The 18526-nt window shown below is 57.0% G+C and carries 18 protein-coding genes; 9 read left to right on the top strand and 9 right to left on the bottom strand.

Annotated features, from left to right (window positions below; translation table 11 throughout):
* The first annotated feature begins 18 nt into the window (after positions 1–18).
* From VXJ35_RS12755 to VXJ35_RS12725, 7 genes are all read left to right on the top strand, one after another.
* Positions 19–675 (top strand): riboflavin synthase, encoded by a 657-nt coding sequence (locus tag VXJ35_RS12755; RefSeq protein WP_064021850.1) that lies wholly within the window; start codon positions 19–21, stop codon positions 673–675.
* Positions 672–1784 carry a bifunctional 3,4-dihydroxy-2-butanone-4-phosphate synthase/GTP cyclohydrolase II gene (gene ribBA, locus VXJ35_RS12750; protein WP_064021849.1) on the top strand — a complete coding sequence of 371 codons (1113 nt, stop codon included), beginning with the start codon at positions 672–674 and terminating at the stop codon, positions 1782–1784. Before VXJ35_RS12755 ends, ribBA begins: the two co-directional genes overlap by 4 nt.
* A 39-nt stretch (positions 1785–1823) precedes the next feature.
* Positions 1824–2312 carry a 6,7-dimethyl-8-ribityllumazine synthase gene (ribE, locus tag VXJ35_RS12745; protein WP_064021848.1) on the top strand — a complete coding sequence of 163 codons (489 nt, stop codon included), beginning with the start codon at positions 1824–1826 and terminating at the stop codon, positions 2310–2312.
* The gene (nusB, locus tag VXJ35_RS12740; protein ID WP_054762456.1) at positions 2312–2758 is read left to right on the top strand and encodes a transcription antitermination factor NusB; all 447 of its coding nucleotides are present in this window, start codon (positions 2312–2314) and stop codon (positions 2756–2758) included. Before ribE ends, nusB begins: the two co-directional genes overlap by 1 nt.
* Complete coding sequence (gene thiL / locus VXJ35_RS12735) at positions 2758–3693, top strand: thiamine-phosphate kinase (RefSeq protein WP_064021847.1); 936 nt, start codon at positions 2758–2760, stop codon at positions 3691–3693. Before nusB ends, thiL begins: the two co-directional genes overlap by 1 nt.
* Positions 3677–4174: a phosphatidylglycerophosphatase A gene (locus VXJ35_RS12730; protein ID WP_064021846.1), complete on the top strand. Its 498-nt coding sequence runs from the start codon at positions 3677–3679 to the stop codon at positions 4172–4174. The genes thiL and VXJ35_RS12730 overlap by 17 nt, the downstream gene beginning before the upstream one ends.
* A 194-nt stretch (positions 4175–4368) precedes the next feature.
* Positions 4369–5187, top strand: a complete 819-nt coding sequence (locus tag VXJ35_RS12725) for a heme-binding protein (protein ID WP_064023498.1) — start codon at positions 4369–4371, stop codon at positions 5185–5187.
* Positions 5188–5323: 136 nt separating this feature from the next.
* Here the strand turns inward: VXJ35_RS12725 and VXJ35_RS12720 are convergent, their stop codons facing one another.
* The 3 genes from VXJ35_RS12720 to VXJ35_RS12710 are packed head-to-tail and all read right to left on the bottom strand — an operon-like array spanning position 5324 to position 10041.
* Positions 5324–5971, bottom strand: coding sequence for an MBL fold metallo-hydrolase (locus VXJ35_RS12720; RefSeq protein ID WP_064021845.1), 648 nt, complete (start codon positions 5969–5971; stop codon positions 5324–5326).
* 52 nt (positions 5972–6023) lie between these two features.
* On the bottom strand, positions 6024–7214 hold the full coding sequence (gene odhB, locus VXJ35_RS12715) for a 2-oxoglutarate dehydrogenase complex dihydrolipoyllysine-residue succinyltransferase (protein ID WP_064021844.1): 1191 nt from the start codon (positions 7212–7214) through the stop codon (positions 6024–6026).
* Complete coding sequence (locus VXJ35_RS12710) at positions 7204–10041, bottom strand: 2-oxoglutarate dehydrogenase E1 component (protein WP_064021843.1); 2838 nt, start codon at positions 10039–10041, stop codon at positions 7204–7206. Before VXJ35_RS12710 ends, odhB begins: the two co-directional genes overlap by 11 nt.
* Before the next feature lie 130 nt (positions 10042–10171).
* On the opposite strand from VXJ35_RS12710, the gene VXJ35_RS12705 reads away from it, so the two are divergent.
* A complete protein-coding gene (locus VXJ35_RS12705; RefSeq protein WP_064021842.1) occupies positions 10172–10885 on the top strand; it encodes a DUF2914 domain-containing protein in 714 nt (237 codons plus the stop codon).
* A 62-nt stretch (positions 10886–10947) separates the two neighbouring features.
* Complete coding sequence (locus tag VXJ35_RS12700; RefSeq protein ID WP_054763545.1) at positions 10948–11265, top strand: H-NS family nucleoid-associated regulatory protein; 318 nt, start codon at positions 10948–10950, stop codon at positions 11263–11265.
* Here the strand turns inward: VXJ35_RS12700 and VXJ35_RS12695 are convergent.
* From VXJ35_RS12695 to VXJ35_RS12670, 6 genes are all read right to left on the bottom strand, one after another.
* Positions 11258–12037 (bottom strand): alpha/beta fold hydrolase, encoded by a 780-nt coding sequence (locus VXJ35_RS12695; RefSeq protein WP_064021841.1) that lies wholly within the window; start codon positions 12035–12037, stop codon positions 11258–11260. The genes VXJ35_RS12700 and VXJ35_RS12695 overlap by 8 nt on opposite strands.
* A complete protein-coding gene (locus VXJ35_RS12690) occupies positions 12030–13046 on the bottom strand; it encodes a M14 family zinc carboxypeptidase (protein WP_064021840.1) in 1017 nt (338 codons plus the stop codon). The genes VXJ35_RS12695 and VXJ35_RS12690 overlap by 8 nt, the downstream gene beginning before the upstream one ends.
* Before the next feature lie 20 nt (positions 13047–13066).
* Positions 13067–14788 (bottom strand): lysophospholipid acyltransferase family protein, encoded by a 1722-nt coding sequence (locus VXJ35_RS12685; RefSeq protein ID WP_064021839.1) that lies wholly within the window; start codon positions 14786–14788, stop codon positions 13067–13069.
* A 163-nt stretch (positions 14789–14951) separates the two neighbouring features.
* Entirely contained in the window at positions 14952–15173 is a 222-nt protein-coding gene (locus VXJ35_RS12680) for a hypothetical protein (RefSeq protein WP_054761653.1), read from the bottom strand.
* 282 nt (positions 15174–15455) lie between these two features.
* Positions 15456–16844, bottom strand: a complete 1389-nt coding sequence (gene pntB / locus VXJ35_RS12675; RefSeq protein WP_064021838.1) for a Re/Si-specific NAD(P)(+) transhydrogenase subunit beta — start codon at positions 16842–16844, stop codon at positions 15456–15458.
* A gap of 10 nt (positions 16845–16854) precedes the next feature.
* Complete coding sequence (locus VXJ35_RS12670) at positions 16855–18414, bottom strand: Re/Si-specific NAD(P)(+) transhydrogenase subunit alpha (protein WP_064021837.1); 1560 nt, start codon at positions 18412–18414, stop codon at positions 16855–16857.
* Positions 18415–18526 lie beyond the last annotated feature (112 nt).

Below are 18526 nucleotides of genomic sequence, written 5' to 3'. Positions count from 1 at the left end.
ATCATCGAGCGAAATACCATGTTTACCGGAATTGTTTTAGCCGTCGGCCGCATCGCCGCCGTGCAACCCCGAGGCGGAGATTGCCGGTTGAGTATCGACACCGGCAAACTGCCGCTGCAAGACTGCGCGCTCGGCGACAGTATCGCCGTCAACGGCGTTTGTCTGACCGCGGTCGAATTGGCCGAGCATCGCTTCAGTGCCGACGTGTCGAACGAAACCTTGTCGCGCACCACGTTAAGCCAGGCCAAGGCCGGCACGCCGGTCAATCTGGAATTGGCGCTGACGCCGTCCAGCCGGTTGGGCGGGCATATCGTCAGCGGCCATGTCGACGGCATCGGCCAGATACTGGAGAAGCGCGCCGACGGCCGCTCGTGGCGCTTCAAATTCAAGGCGCCGAACTCGCTGGCCAAATATATCGCCGAAAAAGGTTCGATCTGCATCGACGGCATCAGCCTGACGGTCAACAGCGTCGACGGCGCCACGTTCGCGGTGAATATCGTGCCGCATACTTTGCAGGAAACCACGCTCGGCCACGCCGAAGTCGGCGACCGGGTCAATCTGGAAGTCGATTTGCTGGCCCGCTACCTGGAGCGCTTGATGCAGGGCGACGCCGCCGCCCGCGGCCGGGGATCGATCACCGAGGCGCTACTTCACGACGCAGGTTTTATCCAATGAATAGCATAGAAGAAATTATCGGCGATCTGCGCCTGGGTAAGATGGTCATCATCATGGACGACGAAGACCGGGAAAACGAGGGCGACTTATTGATGGCGGCGGAATTCGTTCGCCCGGAAGACATCAATTTCATGGCCAAGTACGGCCGCGGCCTGATCTGTTTAACCTTGACCTGCGAACGTTGCCAGCAATTGCGCTTGCCATTGATGGTCAACGACAACCGCACGCCTTACACCACCAATTTCACCGTTTCGATCGAAGCGGCCGAGGGCGTTACCACCGGCATTTCCGCGGCGGACCGGGCGTTGACGGTGCAAGCCGCGGTGGCCAAGCATGCCCAACCCGGCGATTTGGTGCAGCCCGGCCATATTTTTCCGCTGATGGCGCAGGCCGGCGGCGTGTTGAACCGAGCCGGGCATACCGAAGCAGGTTGCGATTTGGCGCGATTGGCAGGCGTGGAGCCGGCGGCGGTCATTGTCGAAATTCTGAACGACGACGGCTCTATGGCCCGCCGTCCCGATCTGGAGGCGTTTGCCGAACGCCACAACCTGAAAATCGGCACGATTGCCGATTTGATCCATTACCGGATCAAGCACGAAAATACGCTTGAACGCATCAGCGAATGCGTTTACCCGACCGAGTTCGGCGATTTCCGGTTATACGCCTACCAGGATTGCAACGACGACAACGTGCATTTGGCTTTGGTCATGGGCGACGTGGCCGGCGACGAGCCGGTATTGGTCCGGGTGCATGCGCGTAACCTGATCGACGATTTGCTGTTTTCCAAGCGCAGCGATTGCAGCCTGCCGGTGCGCGAGGCGCTGAAAAACATCGCCGAGGCCGGCCGCGGCGTTTTGGTGCTGATCAGGCAGAAAGAAAACAACAAAGATTTGGTCGAATTGATCCATAGCTACCAAATGCAGGATCACGGCGTCAAACACGGCCGCGATCTCAGCGCCGATGCCGATTGGCGTACCACCGGCGCCGGCTCGCGGATTTTGTCCGATCTGGGCGTACGCCGGCTCAAGGTGATGGGCGCGCAGAAAAAATATATAGGCTTGTCCGGTTTCGATTTGGAAGTGGTCGAACATATCGATGCCGGCAACTAAATCCACGTAATTTCAATCTCTCATCCATTAGGTAAATACATGGCAACAGTGACTACCGTCGAAGGTAATTTTTCCGCGCAAGGCGGCAAGTTTTGCATCGTCTCTTCGCGCTTCAACAGCTTTATCGTCGAACAACTGGAAGGCGGTGCGATCGATGCGTTGGTGCGTCACGGCGCCGACCGCAACGATATTACGCTGGTCAAGGCGCCCGGCGCCTTCGAACTGCCGATGGTGGTGCAACGCATTGCCGCCGCCAAAAAATACGATGCGATTATCGCTTTGGGCGCGGTAATCCGCGGCGGCACGCCGCATTTCGAATACGTGGCCGGCGAATGCGTCAAAGGCATCGCCCAGGTTGCATTGCAATACGATATCCCGGTCGCATTCGGCGTGTTGACGGTGGATAGCATCGAGCAGGCGATCGAACGCGCCGGCACCAAAGCCGGCAACAAAGGCGCCGAAGCCGCTCAGTCCGCGATCGAAATGGTCAGCCTGTTCCAGGCCTTGAACGGCAACCAGGGCAGTTAATGAGCCAGGCAAAAACCAACGCCAGAAAATGTGCGGTGCAGGCCTTGTACCAATGGCAGATGTCGGGCGACAGTCTGACCCGGATCGAGACCTATTTTCTGGAAGAAGAGCATTTGAAAGGCGCCCAGAAAACCTATTTCAGCGAACTGTTCCACGGCGTGCCGAAACAACTGGACGTGATCGACGCCGCGTTGGCCGAATTCGTCGACCGGCCGGTGGAGAAAATCGATCCGGTAGAACGGGCCATCCTGCGCATCGGCGCTTACGAATTGATCAACCGTCTGGAAACGCCGTACAAGGTCATCATCAACGAGGGCGTCAATCTGGCCAAGGATTTCGGCGCCGACGGCAGCCACAAATACGTCAACGGTATTCTGGATAAGGTGGCGCAGAAGCAGCGCGCACAGGAAATCGCCGCCAAACAGCGCCACAAATCCGGCGACTGATGGCGCTCGGCGAATTCGACCTGATCCGGCGCTTCTTCGCCGGAACCGCGTTGCAACACCCGTTCAACCAACTCGGCATCGGCGACGACTGCGCTTTACTGAATCTGCCGGACAGCTACCAAATCGCCGTAACCGCCGACACCATGGTCGAGAACGTGCATTTTTTTGCCGATGTCGATCCGAATGCCTTGGGGCATAAGGTATTGGCCGTCAACCTCAGCGATTTGGCGGCGATGGGTGCGGAGCCGTTTGCGGTGACGTTGGCGTTGACCTTGCCGAAAGTCGACGAAGCCTGGTTGCAAGGTTTTGCCGATGGGTTTATGGCCCTGGCCCGGCAATACCGGGTGGATCTGGTCGGCGGCGATACTACCGCCGGACCGCTAACCTTGACGGTACAGGCCATGGGCGCAGTGCCGCGCGGCCAAGCTTTGCTAAGGTCCGGGGCTAGACCCGGCGATTTGATTTTCGTCAGCGGTCCGCTCGGCAATGCCGGCTTGGGCTTGAAGATCAGGCAGGGTTTGCCGGGCGCCGACGGCGGTTCGGCCTTGCAAAGTTTCGACCGGCCGCTGCCGCGAATCGAAATAGGCCTGGCCCTGCGCGGCGTCGCCAGCGCCTGTATCGATATTTCCGATGGTTTGGCGGCCGACCTGGGCCATATTCTGCAACAGAGCGGCGTCGGCGCTGTGATCGATTGGGACAAGCTGCCGTTGTCGGCGCCGGTGCGCGAGTACATTGCAACCAGCTCGGACTGGACCCTGCCGTTGAGCGCCGGCGACGACTACGAACTATGTTTCACCGTGCCGATGGCAGCGGCGACAATGGTGCCGGCCGGTTGCCACTGCGTCGGCGCCGTCGAGGCCGAGTCCGGTTTGCGCATTCGCCGGGCAGGGCGTATCGAGCAACTCCAGGCTAGGGGATATCAGCATTTTGCTTAGAGAATATTACGGTAACAACCGGTTAAGCGTCCGGCAAATCCTCGGTGATCCGGTATTGTTTTTGGCGTTCGGGTTCGGTTCCGGCTTGTCGAGGTTCATGCCCGGTACGTTCGGTACCGCTGCCGCGATTCCGCTGTATCTGTTATTGGCTCAAACCGGCAGCGTCGTCTACGCCGTGGGGACCATGGTCGCCATCGTGGCCGGTGTGGCAATTTGCGGCCGCGCCGCGCACAAGCTTGGCGTGCACGATTTCGGCGGTATCGTCTGGGACGAGGTTGCCGGCTTCCTGGTGACCATGCTCGGCGTTTCCCTGTCCTGGCAGAGCCTGCTGGCCGGATTCGCGCTATTCCGGCTATTCGATATCCTGAAGCCTTGGCCGATCAAATGGCTGGACCGCCAGGTCGATGGCGGCTTGGGCATCATGCTCGACGATGTCGCCGCCGGCGGCGTTGCCTGCCTGATCCTGCATTATTGGTTCTGACTCGGTTGGCTTACTTCGCTGGCCTTACGCCGGCTTTGCTACCGTCCTCGCGGACGGTTGACCCCTAATCGTTGCCGAGACTAGAATCCGAACGCGGCTGGCTTCTTGGAGTCAAGCCGGCTTTGATGGCGGCAAACGAACATTGCATTGGTTTGCCGAATCCAAATTACAACAACAATAACGAGGTAAAAGATATGAATTCGAAACTGGTACTTGGAGCTTCGCTGGCGGCATTGCTAAATGCCGGCATCGTATCGGCCGATTGGGATTTTGCAGGCGGTAAAGGTATCGGCGCCGCCTGTAAGGGGCTGCCGAGCCACGCTGCGTTGAAAACCGCGCTGGATCAGGCGGTCAGCGCCGAAACCAGCGGTTTGAATCTGCATATGTGGGCGACTATCGTCAACCGCGACGGCGTGGTTTGTGCCGTGGCATATTCCGGTATCAATCGTGCGGCGCAGTGGCCGGCCAGCCGGGTGATTTCGGCACAGAAAGCCAATACCGCCAATTCCTTGAGCCTGGATTCGTCATCGGCTTCGGCCGGTTCCGGCATGAATAAAGGTTTGGCTTTGTCGACCGCAAATTTATATTCGGCGGTACAGCCCGGCGGCAGCTTATTCGGCCTGCAAGAAAGCAATCCGGTCAATACCGAAGCGGCTTATGGCGGTAACCAGGGCCTGTACGGTACGCCGGTCGATCCGTTGGTCGGTAAAAAAATCGGCGGCGTCAACGTATTCGGCGGCGGCCTTGGTTTGTATGCGGCAGGGCAAACCCTGGTCGGCGGCGTCGGTTTGAGCGGCGATACTTCGTGTGCGGACCACAATATCGCCTGGCGGGTCAGAAACAATTTGGGTCTGGATCATATCCACGGTGTAGGTGGCGTCAGCGGCGATGCGCTACGCCCGGATAACATCGTTTACGATATCGGTGCCGATGGCAAAAGTGCCGGCGGCTTCGGTCATCCGACTTGCCTGAACAGCACCAGCGCCGCAGAATTGCCGGCCGGCATTCCTTAACGCTGCAGAGGGAGTGCCCGCAGGTTTTCGCGGGCATGGCGGTGTAGCCTAAACCGCCTTCGCTTCGCCAGGTGCCGTCGAAAACGGCACCTTTCTCGATACCCGGAGCGGATTCGTTCCGGGCCATGTTTCGGAGTTACGATGAAACGGCGTAACGTCCGACATAAGGGTTGCTGCGCATCTCGGCAGCGAAGGTCGACATCGGGCCGTGGCCGGGTATGAATTTGACGTCTTCTCCCAGCGGCCAGAGCTTGTTGACGATCGAATCGATCAGGGTTTGGTAATCGCCTTTCGGGAAATCGGTGCGGCCTATCGAGCCTTTGAACAAGACGTCGCCGACCAGCGCCAGCCGTTCAGTTTCGCTGAAGAACACCACATGGCCGGGGGTATGGCCCGGGCAGTGGATGACCTGTAACACTTCGTCGCCGACCTTAACCGTATCGCCGTCGTTCAACCAGCGTTGCGGCGTGAAGCCGGCCGATTCCGGGAAACCGAACATCCGGCATTGCTCGGGCAATAATTTGATCCAGAAATCGTCTTCCAACTGCGGGCCGATGATAGGCAGCGACAGCTTGGCGGCCAATTCGGCAGTGCCGCCGACATGGTCCAAATGACCGTGGGTCAACAGCAGCGACTCCAGTTCCACGCCTTGCTTTTGCACTTCCTCCAGCAACAAATCGATGTCGCCTCCGGGATCGACCAAGGCGGCTTTGTTGCTGTGTTCGCAGACCAGTAGGGTGCAGTTTTGTTGGTAGGCCGTAACCGGGATGATGGTGTAGCGCATGTCTGTGCGGTCCGAGAAAGGCGCCGGCGTATAACTTGCCGGCGCCGAAAGGCTAGATGTTAAGTAATAGATGCGCCGGGGCTTCCAGGCATTCCTTGATAATGCCGAGGAATTGCACCGCTTCCTTGCCGTCTACCAGGCGGTGGTCGTAAGACAAAGCCAGGTACATGATCGGGCGGATCACGATTTCGCCGTTCTCGACCACCGGCCGGTCCTTGATCGCGTGCATGCCCAAAATGGCGCACTGCGGCGGATTCAAAATCGGTGTGGACAACATCGAGCCGAAGATGCCGCCGTTGGTGATGGTAAAGGTGCCGCCGCTGAGGTCTTCGACGCTGATCGAACCGTTGCGGGCCTTGTTACTGAAATCGTGGATGCCTTTTTCGATGCCGGCGAAATCCAGTTGGTCGGCGTCGCGCAAAATCGGCACGATCAGGCCGCGTTGGGTCGTCACGGCGATGCCGATGTCATAGTAGCCGTGGTAGATGATGTCGTTGCCGTCGATCGAGGCGTTGATGGCCGGGAAGCGTTTTAAAGCTTCGATCGAAGCCTTGACGAAAAACGACATGAAGCCGAGTTTGATGTTGTGTTTGGCTTCGAAACGGTCTTTATATTGGTTGCGCAGCTCGATGACCGCTTTCAAGTTGACCTCGTTGAACGTGGTCAGCATCGCGGCGTTTTGCTGGGCCTGCAACAGCCGCTCGGCAACCTTGGCCCGCAGCCGGGTCATCGGTACCCGTTGTTCCGGCCGCAATGCGGCGATGGCCGTCGCCGAAAGCGGCGAATGGCTGGTGTCGGCCGCCGGTGCGGCAGCGGCCGGCGCCGGTTCCGGCTGCGCCTGTTGGTCGTGCATAAAGTCCAGCACATCGCTCTTCAGAATCCGGCCGTGTTTGCCGGAGCCCTGGATCGAGCTGGGGTCCAGTTCGTTTTCGGCTACCAGTTTGCGTACCGACGGGCTGAGCGGGGCATCTTCCTGCTTCGCCGCAGTCGGGGGCACCTTGGCGCTTTGCGCGTCCAGTTTGGCCAGCAATTGGCCGCCGACCACGGTTTCGCCGTCTTGAACGACGATGGCTTCCAGCGTGCCGGACTTGGGGGCCGGTACTTCCAGAATCACCTTGTCGGTTTCCAGATCGGCCAGATTTTCGCCCTCGTTGACCCATTCCCCGGTCTGTTTGTGCCATGCGACCAGTGTGGCGTCGGACACCGATTCGGGGAGGCTGGGTACCAAAATATCAAAGCTCATGTTTGTTTCCTTCGTTGTTTCCATAGAGAGCGGCATGAACTACCGCACGTTGTTCTTGTAAGTGGGTTTTGTAGTTGCCCACCGCCGGCGCCGCGCAAGGCGGGCGGCCGGCATAATGAATTGGAATGTTGTTATCCACCAAGTCGAAGAAATGGTGTTTGCTTTGGTACCAGGCGCCCTGGTTTTTCGGTTCCTCCTGGCACCAGTAGATTTGTTCCAGATTAGGGAATTTGTCAATCTCCTGTTTGAATCGGTCGTTTGGAAACGGGTAAAGTTGTTCGATACGGACGATGGCAACGTGTTGCAATCCGTCTGCGCGCCGGGTCTCCAACAGATCGTAGTAAACCTTGCCGGCGCACAGAATCAAGCGGGTGACGTGAAACGGATCGATATCGTCCTGTTCGCCGATCACGGTCTGAAATTCGCCGTTGACCAGTTCGTCCAGCTCCGACACCGCCAGTTTATGGCGCAGCAGGCTTTTCGGGCTCATCACGATCAGCGGCTTGCGGTATTCGCGCACCACTTGCCGGCGCAGCAAATGGAAGATTTGCGCCGGGGTGGTCGGTACGCAAACCTGGATATTCTGGTCCGCGCACAATTGCAGATAACGCTCCAGCCGGGCCGAGGAATGCTCCGGGCCTTGGCCTTCGAAACCGTGCGGCAACAGCATCACCAAGCCGCTGAGTTTGCCCCACTTGGTTTCGCCGGAGCTGATGAATTGGTCGATCACGACTTGGGCGCCGTTGGCAAAGTCGCCGAATTGGGCTTCCCAGATCACCAGCTTGTTCGGTTCGGTCGAGCTATAGCCATATTCGAAACCGAGCACGCCGGCTTCCGACAGCAGCGAGTTGAAGATCTGCGCCCGGCCTTGGTTTTCGGCCAGATGCTTCAGCGGGATATAGTTTTCGCCGTTGGCTTGGTTCAACAGAATGGCGTGGCGGTGGGAAAAGGTGCCGCGGCCGATGTCCTGGCCGGTCAGGCGCAAGTCGTAGCCGTCCATCAACACCGTGGCGTAAGCCATGTTTTCGGCAAAGCCCCAATCCATCGGCATTTCCCCGGCCGCCATCTTGTTGCGGTCTTCCATCACCTTGGCGACGCGCGGGTGCAATTCGAAACCCTCGGGAAACGATTGCAGGCGCTGGTTGCAGAACCGAATGCGTTCCAGCGTCACCGCGGTCTCGGACGGCATGTCCCAATGTTTGTTCAAAAACCGTTCCCAGCGTGCCGAGTAAGAATAAGCCTTGTTTTCGATGATGGGCCGCGAGACCGGCAGGCCTTCGTTCAACTGTTGCAGATAGTGCTGTTCCAGTTGGTGTACGCCGGCCTGGTCGATGACGCCGTCGGCGATCAGTTGTGCCGCATAGATTTGCGGCGGCGTCAGATGGTCGCGGATGGCTTTGTACATCATGGGCTGGGTCGCGGCCGGCTCGTCGGCCTCGTTATGGCCGTGGCGGCGGTAGCAAATCAAATCGATCACCACGTCTTTATGAAACGTGTTGCGGTAATCCAGCGCTAATTGGGTGATAAAAATTACGGCTTCGGGATCGTCGCCGTTGACGTGGAACACCGGCGCCTGAATCATGTTGGCCACGTCGGTGCAGTACAAGGTCGAGCGGGCGTCGAACGGATTGCTGGTGGTAAAGCCGATTTGGTTGTTGATGACGATATGCACGGTACCGCCGGTCGAAAACGCCCGGGTCTCCGACATGTTCAGCGTTTCCATGACAATGCCTTGGCCGGCGAACGCCGCGTCGCCGTGGATCAAGATCGGCACGATCGCATCGATGCCGCCGACGCCGTGCCTGTCTTGGCGGGCTTTAACCGAGCCTTCCACGACCGGGTTGATGATCTCCAAATGCGACGGATTGAACGCCAGCGTCAAATGGATCGGGCCGCCGGGCGTGGCGATATTCGACGAAAAGCCCTGGTGGTATTTGACGTCGCCGGTCAGCACGCCCGGCGACGAGGTGTGAGTGCCTTCGAATTCGCCGAACAGCACGGCCGGGCTTTTACCGAGAATATTGATCAATACGTTGAGCCGGCCGCGGTGGGCCATGCCGATTACGATTTCCTTGATCTTGTGTTCGCCGGCGCGCTGAATCAATTCGTCGAGAATCGGGATCAGCGATTCGCCGCCTTCCAGCGAAAAGCGCTTTTGGCCGACGTATTTGCGGTGCAGGAATTTTTCCAGGCCTTCGGCGGCGATCAAAAGCTTCAACAACCAGATGCGTTTTTCCGGATGGCTGGAGAAATCGGGTTTGGCACCTTCCAGCTTGTCCTTGATCCATCGCTTGGACTCGTCGTCAACGATGTGCATATACTCGCTGCCGATGCTGCCGCAGTAGATTTCCTTCAAGGTTTGCAGGATGGCCTTCAGCGGCAGGCGGTCGATGCCGCACAAACCGCCGGTATCGAATAGCGTGCTCATATCGGCTTCGGTCAAGCCGTAATACAGCGGATCCAGATCGGCCGGGACGGTCTTCGATTCGCGCAAAGGATTGTTGGCGGCGATTTGGTGGCCCTTGACCCGATAATGGTTGATCAAACGGGCCACCGCGGATTGCTTCTTCACGCTTTGTTCGGTGAAACCTTGCATCCGGGCCAGTTTGCCGGGTTCGGCGATAGCCAGCTTTTCGAAGCGGTCGATGATGGTACTGTGCGGCGTGTCTTCGGTCGAGCCGCTGCGGATTGCGTCGAAGCGGGCACGCCAACTGGGGTTTATCGTCTCCGGCGCGTTCAGGTATTGTTCGTACAAGTACTCGACGTAGTGGGCGTTGCCGCCGTACAGCGATGAAGACTCTTCGAATTCTTTAAGCAGGCTACTCATTGCAAACGTCCTGGTTATCGGCAGGTGGGGGTTAATTATGTTAGAGCTAAAATGCTATATTACCAAGCACCGGTTGTAGTTCCGGTTCTCGGTTTTGGCGCAGGTTCGGTTTTTATTAATAGGAAAAGGCATGGCGGATAATAGAGTCGTTATCAAAATAAATTACGATAAATCTAAAACGGCAACGCCGGCAACCGAGCCGCAGACTATTACTGTTTGGCATACGGGTAGAATTGTTATTGCCTTGGTTTTGTTAGTGTTATTTTCGCTGTTTTTGTACTTTGCGTTCAGCGGCGGCGACCGCGCCGGCAATACTCAGACTGAAATGGTCGAGAAAGTTCAAGAGCCGCAATCGAATCCAATGTCCGCAGCCAGCAACCCGCAGCAGGTGGCCGCCGAGGGCAAGGACAACAATATAAAGGTAGACTCCGCGGCCGTTTCGCCGACGCCCACGCTCGATAACGCTAAGGCTGGGCTGCAAGCCAGCAGTCCGGTCGGTATTATTTTCGATCGCCGGGTGATTCGAGCATCCTTGAATACCCGATTAAAAGACAACGAGCCGGACCAGCCGGTCCAAGGTGCGTTCGCCGTAGTGAAAGGAAAACCTTTGGAATTGTTTTATTTTACCGAGATTCGAAATCCCGGAGGGTTGGGGTTATTCCACGAATGGTTGCGAAACAAACAGGTGGTTCAGCACAAGCAGTTGGATTTAAAAGATACCCGTTCCAAGGTTTGGTCCAGTCGAGTTTTATCGTATAAGGACGTCGGAGACTGGCAAGTAAGGTTGTCGGATAAGAAAGGTAAGGTATACTCTGAAGTGAAATTTTCATTATCCGCGGAATAATAGTTTTTTTCGCTAAAAGTTAGTGATAGAATTTATTCCGTCTTTTCATTAAAGAGGAAAATATGACTGATTTTAATAAACTATCCGAAGCCGAGTTACAAGCCGTTATCGATAATGCCGAAAAAGCTTTGAAAGAAAGGCAGTCCAGCAAGCGTAAAGAAGTTATCGCTCAGATTAAGGAATTGGCCGCGTCTATCGGCGTAGTAGTCGATATCCACGATGGCGATAAAAAGTCCGAGCGAAAAGTATCCAAAGTCGCGGCTCGATACCGCAACCCGAATAATGCGGCGTTGACATGGTCAGGCAGAGGACTGGCGCCGAAATGGATGCAGGAATTGCTGGCGGCCGGCCACGATAAGTCGGAATTTGAAATCAAGTAATTTCGGATAGCTGTTGCGTCCAATCCTGCAGGCATTTAGCCACCCAAATTCCGTCATCCAGTATCAGGTCGTGACCGGCCCAAGGGTGGCTGACTAAAGGGATACTCCACCGGCTATGGATGGCCTTCGAACATTCCTGGGCGACGATTCTGTCGCCTTTTCCGTTTAGCAACAATACCGGTGCTTGCTGCCTGTAAGGGGCCGGGCGATAGCGCGATGCGGCGCATAGCTGGCGTAGCGCATTGCTGATGGTGACCGGCCGTTGTTGTTGAATATTGGCCCAGATTGCAGCCAATTCGTGATCGGATTCGCGCCGGTTACTGGTCAGGCGGATTATTGCCAACTCTCTCCGGTAAACATCTTTTTCCAGCAGAATTTGCAGAAACCGCCGATAACTCTGCCAGCGCAGCCGGTGGAAAAACGGGCTGAGCCCGGCGAAGCTGGTATTCAATAGCGCAAGGCCGGCGATATCGTCCGGATAGCGTTGCAACCATTCCCAAGCCACCATGCCGCCTAACGACATTGCCAGAATCGTCGCAGGCTGCTCCAACAAGCCGTTTGCCACCGCCCGTTGCCGCACCGATTCGGTAATCAGTTCTATCCGTTTCGGGCTGGCTTCGTCGTGGAACGTGCCGGCCCCCGGCAAATCGAGACAACGGATGCGCGCACCCGGAAATGCCGATTGCAGCAGGCTGGGAAAATCGCCCCAATGGCCGCTTTCCCGGCACAGGCCGCGCAACAGCAACCAATCTTGGGCGACACCGCTAGCCATACCATAACTCCATGGCTTGGCGCTGGTTCTCTTCCGCTTGCGGCGTATCGAGTTTTGCCCATTGCCGCGGATACAGCAGACAACGAAACAGAAAGTCGAACAAGGTCAAATGCCGGCGCAATATCCGCTGTTGCCGGTGCGGTAACAACGGATGGAATAAGCCGTGGCGTTGGAATAAATGGGTCGGGCTTTTACGCAGCCACAGCCAGGATCCCATCTCCAGCGTCAGCGGTAAAAACAGTTTGCGTTGCCGATAGCGGTCGGTGAAGTCGTCGTACAAGTAATCCCATAAATCGCCGCTGATCACGTATTCCTGGCTCATCGGCTCGATTTTATAGAAATGGTGGGGGTAGCAACGGTCAAATAACTGCTTTAAGGCATAGGCGTCGGCCAGGTCGGGAAAGGGCGTTTGCCGAGATGCGTACGGAAACCAGAGTCGGTCATGGATTCCGAAGCCGGAATGCAAGTCCACGGCAATGGCCAGCGGCGCGTCGAACAAATGGCGATGCACCACCCGACATAGCGCCTGGGCTTCCTTTTCCATCTTAGATTCGTCGCCGCGGTACCAGGGCAGTTTCGGGCTGAAGCGCTGGCCGCTGTACAAGCGGGTATTGCCGTCGCTTTCGATCGGCGAATTGCGCATCAGGTCCACGCCGTGGCCATTGCAGCGGGTGCCGCGAAACACGCCGACCGGATTGACCAGCGGCATGAACACCAAGCGCGATTTACTCAAGCGCCGGTTCAGTTCTTCGTCCCAGTCCAGCAATTCGCACAGCGTATGCAGATAGGCCAATATGACTTCGGACCCGATTTTTTCCAAGCCATGTACGCCGCCGAAGTAGGCCAGGACCGGCACATCCGGTGCGCTGGAGCCTAGCGTCAGGCAGTGGATCGGAAACCGGCGGCCGGCGTGTTCGACCGTTTCGACGATCTCGCAATGGGCACGATTGCCTAGGCGGGCGGCAATCGTTTCCAACTGCTCCAATTCCGGGAATGCGCGTTGTTTCATGAGTCGTTCGCAGGCGGCGTTTAGCCGGCCAATGATTTTTCGATATAGCGCTGGCGCTTTTTCGGTGCGATTTTATCGACTTCGACCATGATCAGGCTGTCGATGCAATTGTTGAAGTCCGGGTCGATATTGAAATCGATGAAATGGCAGCCCTTGTCCACGCACAGTTCCACGTATTGCTTGTACAAGGTCGGTACTTTGACGCCGAGCTTTTTCAATTCGCTATTCAACACTTTGAAGCTGGTCGAATAGTCGGAATTGAATTCGCTGGCGGCGAAGGCCCGGCCGGCCTCGGAAATGACGAACGGCTTTCTGGCTTTGGTCTGATGCAAATCGGCGCCGAATTGCTGGCGGTAAAAGCCTATGATCAATTCCTTGGCGGCGTGCGGATAGGCGTTGCTGATGCTGACCGGGCCGAACAGGTATTTGATGTCCGGCCGTTCCCGCAAATACGCGCCGATGCCGTACCACAAGTAATCCAGGCTATGTTGGCCCCAATAACGCGGTTGGACGAAGCTGCGGCCAAGCTCGATGCTGTTGGGCAGATAGTCCACGAACTCGCCGCGCAAATCGAATAGGGTCTGCGTATAAAAACCGTCGATGCCGTGGCTGGCCATAATGGCCGGGCCGTCGCCGATGCGGTAGGCGCCGACGATTTCCAGATCGTTGTCGTCCCACAACACGATGTGGCTGTAGTAAATATCGAACTTATCCAAGTCCAGGGCCAGGCCGGTGCCTTCTTCCACGGTGCGGAAGGTCAATTCCCGCAGCCGGGCAATTTCCTGCATGACCGGGCAGTCGTCGCGGAATTGGTACAGAAAAATCTTTTTGCCGTCGCGGGTTTCGCCCAGCATGCGGGATTGGAACAAGGCCTTTTTGACCGCCTTGGTATTGGACGGGTGGACGACGGTGGCGACGGTGTCGAACAGCGGCGCTTTGTTTTTCTTTCCCAGATTCTGCACATGTTTGCGGAAGCGCTGGCTCAGTTGTTTGTTGGTTTCGGTACTGTCGGCGAGCGCTTGATACGGCACCGGCGCGCCGACCAAGAATTTGATTTCCTGGCCTTTCTTGTTGAACATTTCCTTAACCAGCAACATCGTGCCCAACGGTTTGTAAAGCGTCGATGCGCTGTAAAACAAGGCCGAATTCTTGGCTTTGATATAAATTGGCAACACCGGCGCTTGCGTCTTGCGCGCCAGTTTGACGAAGCCGCTTTGCCAGGCGCCGTCGCGGATGCCCTTCGGCGTGATGCGCGAGACTTCGCCGGCCGGGAAGAAAATCACGGCTTCTTCGTGTTCCAGCGCATCGATCATCGTCTTGTAAACGTCCTTGAATTTCTTTTTTTCCGACAGCACGTCGACCGGTAGGAAGATCGATTGCAACGGTTCCATATGCGATAACACGCGGTTGGCGACAATTCGCACGTCGGGCCGGACCGAGCGGATCAGTTTCACCAAAGCCAGCCCATCCAGCGTGCCGATCGGGTGGTTGGCGACGATGATCAGCCGGCCTTCGGCCGGGATGTTGTTGTAGGAATCGTTACCGACCTGGTAACTGAAGTTGAAGTATTTCAGCAGTTTGTCTAAAAACGCAAAGCCGCGTAAGTGCTGGTTTTTGCGGATCACGTCGTTGAAATCGTCTTCGTGGATCAGCTTTTTCAAAGCTTTAACCACCAATTTGTTGTCCTTGCCTAATTTGAAGTCGGGGTAGGTTTCATGCAGTATGCGTTCGGCGTCGATCATCGAAGAGAGTCCAGAAAAAACGGTATGGCGCGAATTCTAGACAGCGAATATGTCAGAAATATGTCAACAGTTGCGGCGGGTTGGGAAGCGGAGAATCGGCACTATACCGAAAGGAGGGAAGGGCCGGCCTATCTTGTGGCAGACAGGCCGGTTACCGATGATGTCAACCCAGCTTCAGAAACTTGCCGATAAAACTGATTTGGCAGGGCTGGTGGGTGATCGACGAGGCTATGGTTTTTTGCGGTAAAAAATAAGAATCGAACAGCGAGGCGGCGTCGTGCGATTTTAAATTGGCGAATACTTCGTAACCTTTGTGCATTAAAAAAGTTTGGTTGATCTGTTCGGATAACGTAATGGAATACGCGGATAAGGGAGGTTCGGACATGGTGTTCTCCTGGCGGTTGAAAATGGCAAAACCATAATCCGATTAGGCGTAAAAGTCTGTTAGTCGAATAGGGTATTTAAATTAAAGATTCGGGAAATTGGCGATTATTTGAAACGGTGCGCGGATTTATTCGATGGCAGAATTTCGATCGCGCCAAAATGGGTTTGTGCAGGGTCGGATTTTTGAGTAGGCGGGGCCGGGGTTGAACTCAAGCGCTTGGGTTCCGCTTGAATCCGGCCGCGGCGAAACGCTAACGCCGCGGCCGAAGAGACTCCGTTACGGTCAGTCTTGTAAGGCTTTCAGTAAGGCCTGCAATTTATCGTTGGCGTCGCCGAACAACATCCGGGTATTTTCATGGACGAACAACGGGTTGCCGACGCCGGCATAACCCGAAGCCATCGACCGTTTCAGGACGATGGTCGTTCCGCCTTTCCAGCATTCCAGTACCGGCATGCCGGCAATCGGGCTGTTCGGGTCGTCCAAGGCCGACGGGTTGACGATGTCGTTGGCGCCGATGACGATAGAGACGTCGACGTGCGGAAAGTCCTCGTTGATTTCGTCCATCTCGAACACGATGTCGTACGGCACCTTGGCTTCGGCCAGCAGCACGTTCATATGGCCCGGCATGCGGCCGGCGACCGGATGAATCGCGAAGCGGACTTTCTTGCCGTGGCTGGTCAGATACTTGGTGATTTCGTTGACGGTGTGCTGGGCTTGGGCGACGGCCATGCCATAGCCGGGGATGATGACGATCTCTTTCGAGTCGCGCAGCAATTGTGCGGTTTCCTCGACTTCGATCGGCTGCACTTCGCCGACCACTTCCGCCGCTTCGCCGCCGCTGCTGCCGAAACCGCCGGCGATCACGCTCAAGAAGTGGCGGTTCATGGCCCGGCACATGATGTAGCTCAGAATTGCACCGCTGGAGCCGACCAGCGCGCCGGTGACAATCAGCAGATCGTTGCTCAACATGAAGCCGGTAGCCGCCGCTGCCCAGCCCGAGTAGCTGTTCAACATCGATACCACGACCGGCATGTCGGCGCCGCCGATGGCCATGACCATGTGCACGCCGAATACCAGCGCGATGGCGGTCATGATCAACAGCGGGGTCATGCCGCCGCCGTTTGCGCTGCCGTCCAGGAAGCTGCCGCCCAGGAAAAAGGTGGCGACGAACATGCCAAGGTTCAGCCAGTGCCGGGCCGGTAGCAATACCGGTTTGCCGTTGATTTTGCCGCACAGTTTACCGAAGGCGATCACCGAACCGGAGAAAGTCACCGCACCGATGAAGATGCCGATGTAAATTTCTAGCTCGTGGATCGTGCGCTCGACGCCGGTCAGCGTGTTGGAGTGGTCGAGAAAACTGGCGTAACCGACCAACACCGCCGCCATACCGACCAGGCTGTGCATCAATGCCACCAGCTCCGGCATTTGCGTCATTTCCACTTTGGCGGCGGCGCGGGCGCCGATGGCGCCGCCGATCAGCAAGGCCACGCTCAAAATCGCATAAGCCGTGACGTTGCCGCTGAACACGGTGGCAATGATGGCGATGGCCATGCCGACCATGCCGAAATAATTGCCGCGCCGGGAAGTGTCCTGCCGGCTCAAGCCGCTCAGGCTGAGGATGAAAAGAATCGAAGCCGCAATATAGGCCATGGTTACCATTCCGTTAGACATTGCGTTTCTCCTATTTTCTGAACATGGCGAGCATGCGCCGGGTGACCAGGAAGCCGCCGGCGATGTTGATCGAGGCGATCAGGATCGCCAATCCGGACAAGCCGGCGACGATTTCGGTCGTGGACGAGACTTGCACCAGGGCGCCGATGACGATGATGCCGCTGATGGCATTGGTCACGCTCATCAATGGCGTGTGCAATGACGGCGTCACATTCCAGATCACCATGTAACCGACGAAGCAGGCCAAGACGAATACGGTGAAATGAGCCAGAAACGAGGCTGGGGCCACGGCGCCGACGCCGAATAGCGCCAGACCGGCCAACACCATCGGCAAAAACTGGCGTATCGGTTCCGGCAATAACGGTTTTTTCGGTTCCGTAGCCACTGCAGCGGATGCCGCCGCGGCCGCTTTGGGCGCTGCCGACAACTGCGGCGGCGGCGGTGGCCAGGTGATTTTGCCCTCTTTAATAACGGTAGCGCCGCGTATTACTTCGTCGTCGAAATTGACGTTCAAGGTGCCATCCTTGTTCGGACATAAGTCGGTCAGCAAGTGGCGTAAGTTGGTGGCGTAAAGCTGGCTGGACTGGTTGGCCAGGCGGCTGGGCAGGTTGGTGTAACCGATGATGGTGACGCCGTGTTTGACCACGACCTGGTTTTTCTCGGTCAGCGCGCAATTGCCACCTTGCTCGGCGGCCAAGTCGACGATGACGCTGCCCGGCTTCATCGAAGCCACCATCTCGGCCGTGATCAGTTCCGGCGCCGGCTTGCCCGGAATCAAGGCGGTGGTGACGATGATGTCGACTTCCTTGGCCTGCTGGGCGAACAAGGCCATTTCGGCTGCGATGAATTCTGCGGACATCACTTTGGCGTAACCGCCGCTGCCGGAGCCGTCTTCTTTGAAGTCCAGCATCAGGAATTCGGCGTCCATACTTTCGATTTGTTCTTTCACTTCCGGCCGGGTGTCGAAGGCGCGGACGATGGCGCCCATGCCCTTGGCGGCGCCGATCGCGGCCAGTCCGGCCACGCCGGCGCCGATCACCAGCACTTTGGCCGGCGGAATCTTGCCGGCGGCGGTGATTTGGCCGGTGAAGAAACGGCCGAAATGTTGGGCGGCTTCGACAATGGCGCGGTAGCCGGCGATATTGGCCATCGAGCTCAACGCGTCCATTTTCTGCGCCCGCGACATGCGCGGCACGCTGTCCATCGCCAATACCGTGGCGTTTTTGGCGGCCAGTTTCTGCATCAGCGCTTCGTTTTGCGCCGGCCAGATGAAGCTAATTAAATGTTGCCCGTCGCGCAGCATTTCGACTTCGTCGACGCCTAGTTGCGGATGCTGCTGCGGGGCGCGGACTTTCATGACGATGTCGCTCTGCTGCCACAGTTCCTGGGCCGTTTCGACAATCTGCACGCCGGCCGCACGATAAGCGTCGTCGGAGATATTGGCGTCGGCGCCGGCACCGCTTTCCAGCAGGATTTCGAACCCCAGCTTTATTATTTTTTCCGCGGCTTCGGGCGTCGTGGCGACGCGTTTTTCGCCGTCGTAGACTTCTTTGGGAACACCGATTTTCATGATTTCTCCTGTTATGTGGAGGGAAATTACGGATTGGATAGGCCGAAAAACCCGCGGGCGAGAATAGGTGATTGATTTGGTTTTATCAATTGTTTTCTGTGCCGAACCGGAT

It is taken from the genome of Methylomonas sp. DH-1, from assembly GCF_046097555.1.
GTDB classification, from domain to species: domain Bacteria; phylum Pseudomonadota; class Gammaproteobacteria; order Methylococcales; family Methylomonadaceae; genus Methylomonas; species Methylomonas koyamae.
The sequence above is the reverse complement of the archived record's forward strand: the minus strand, read 5'-3'. Positions and strand labels throughout refer to the sequence as shown.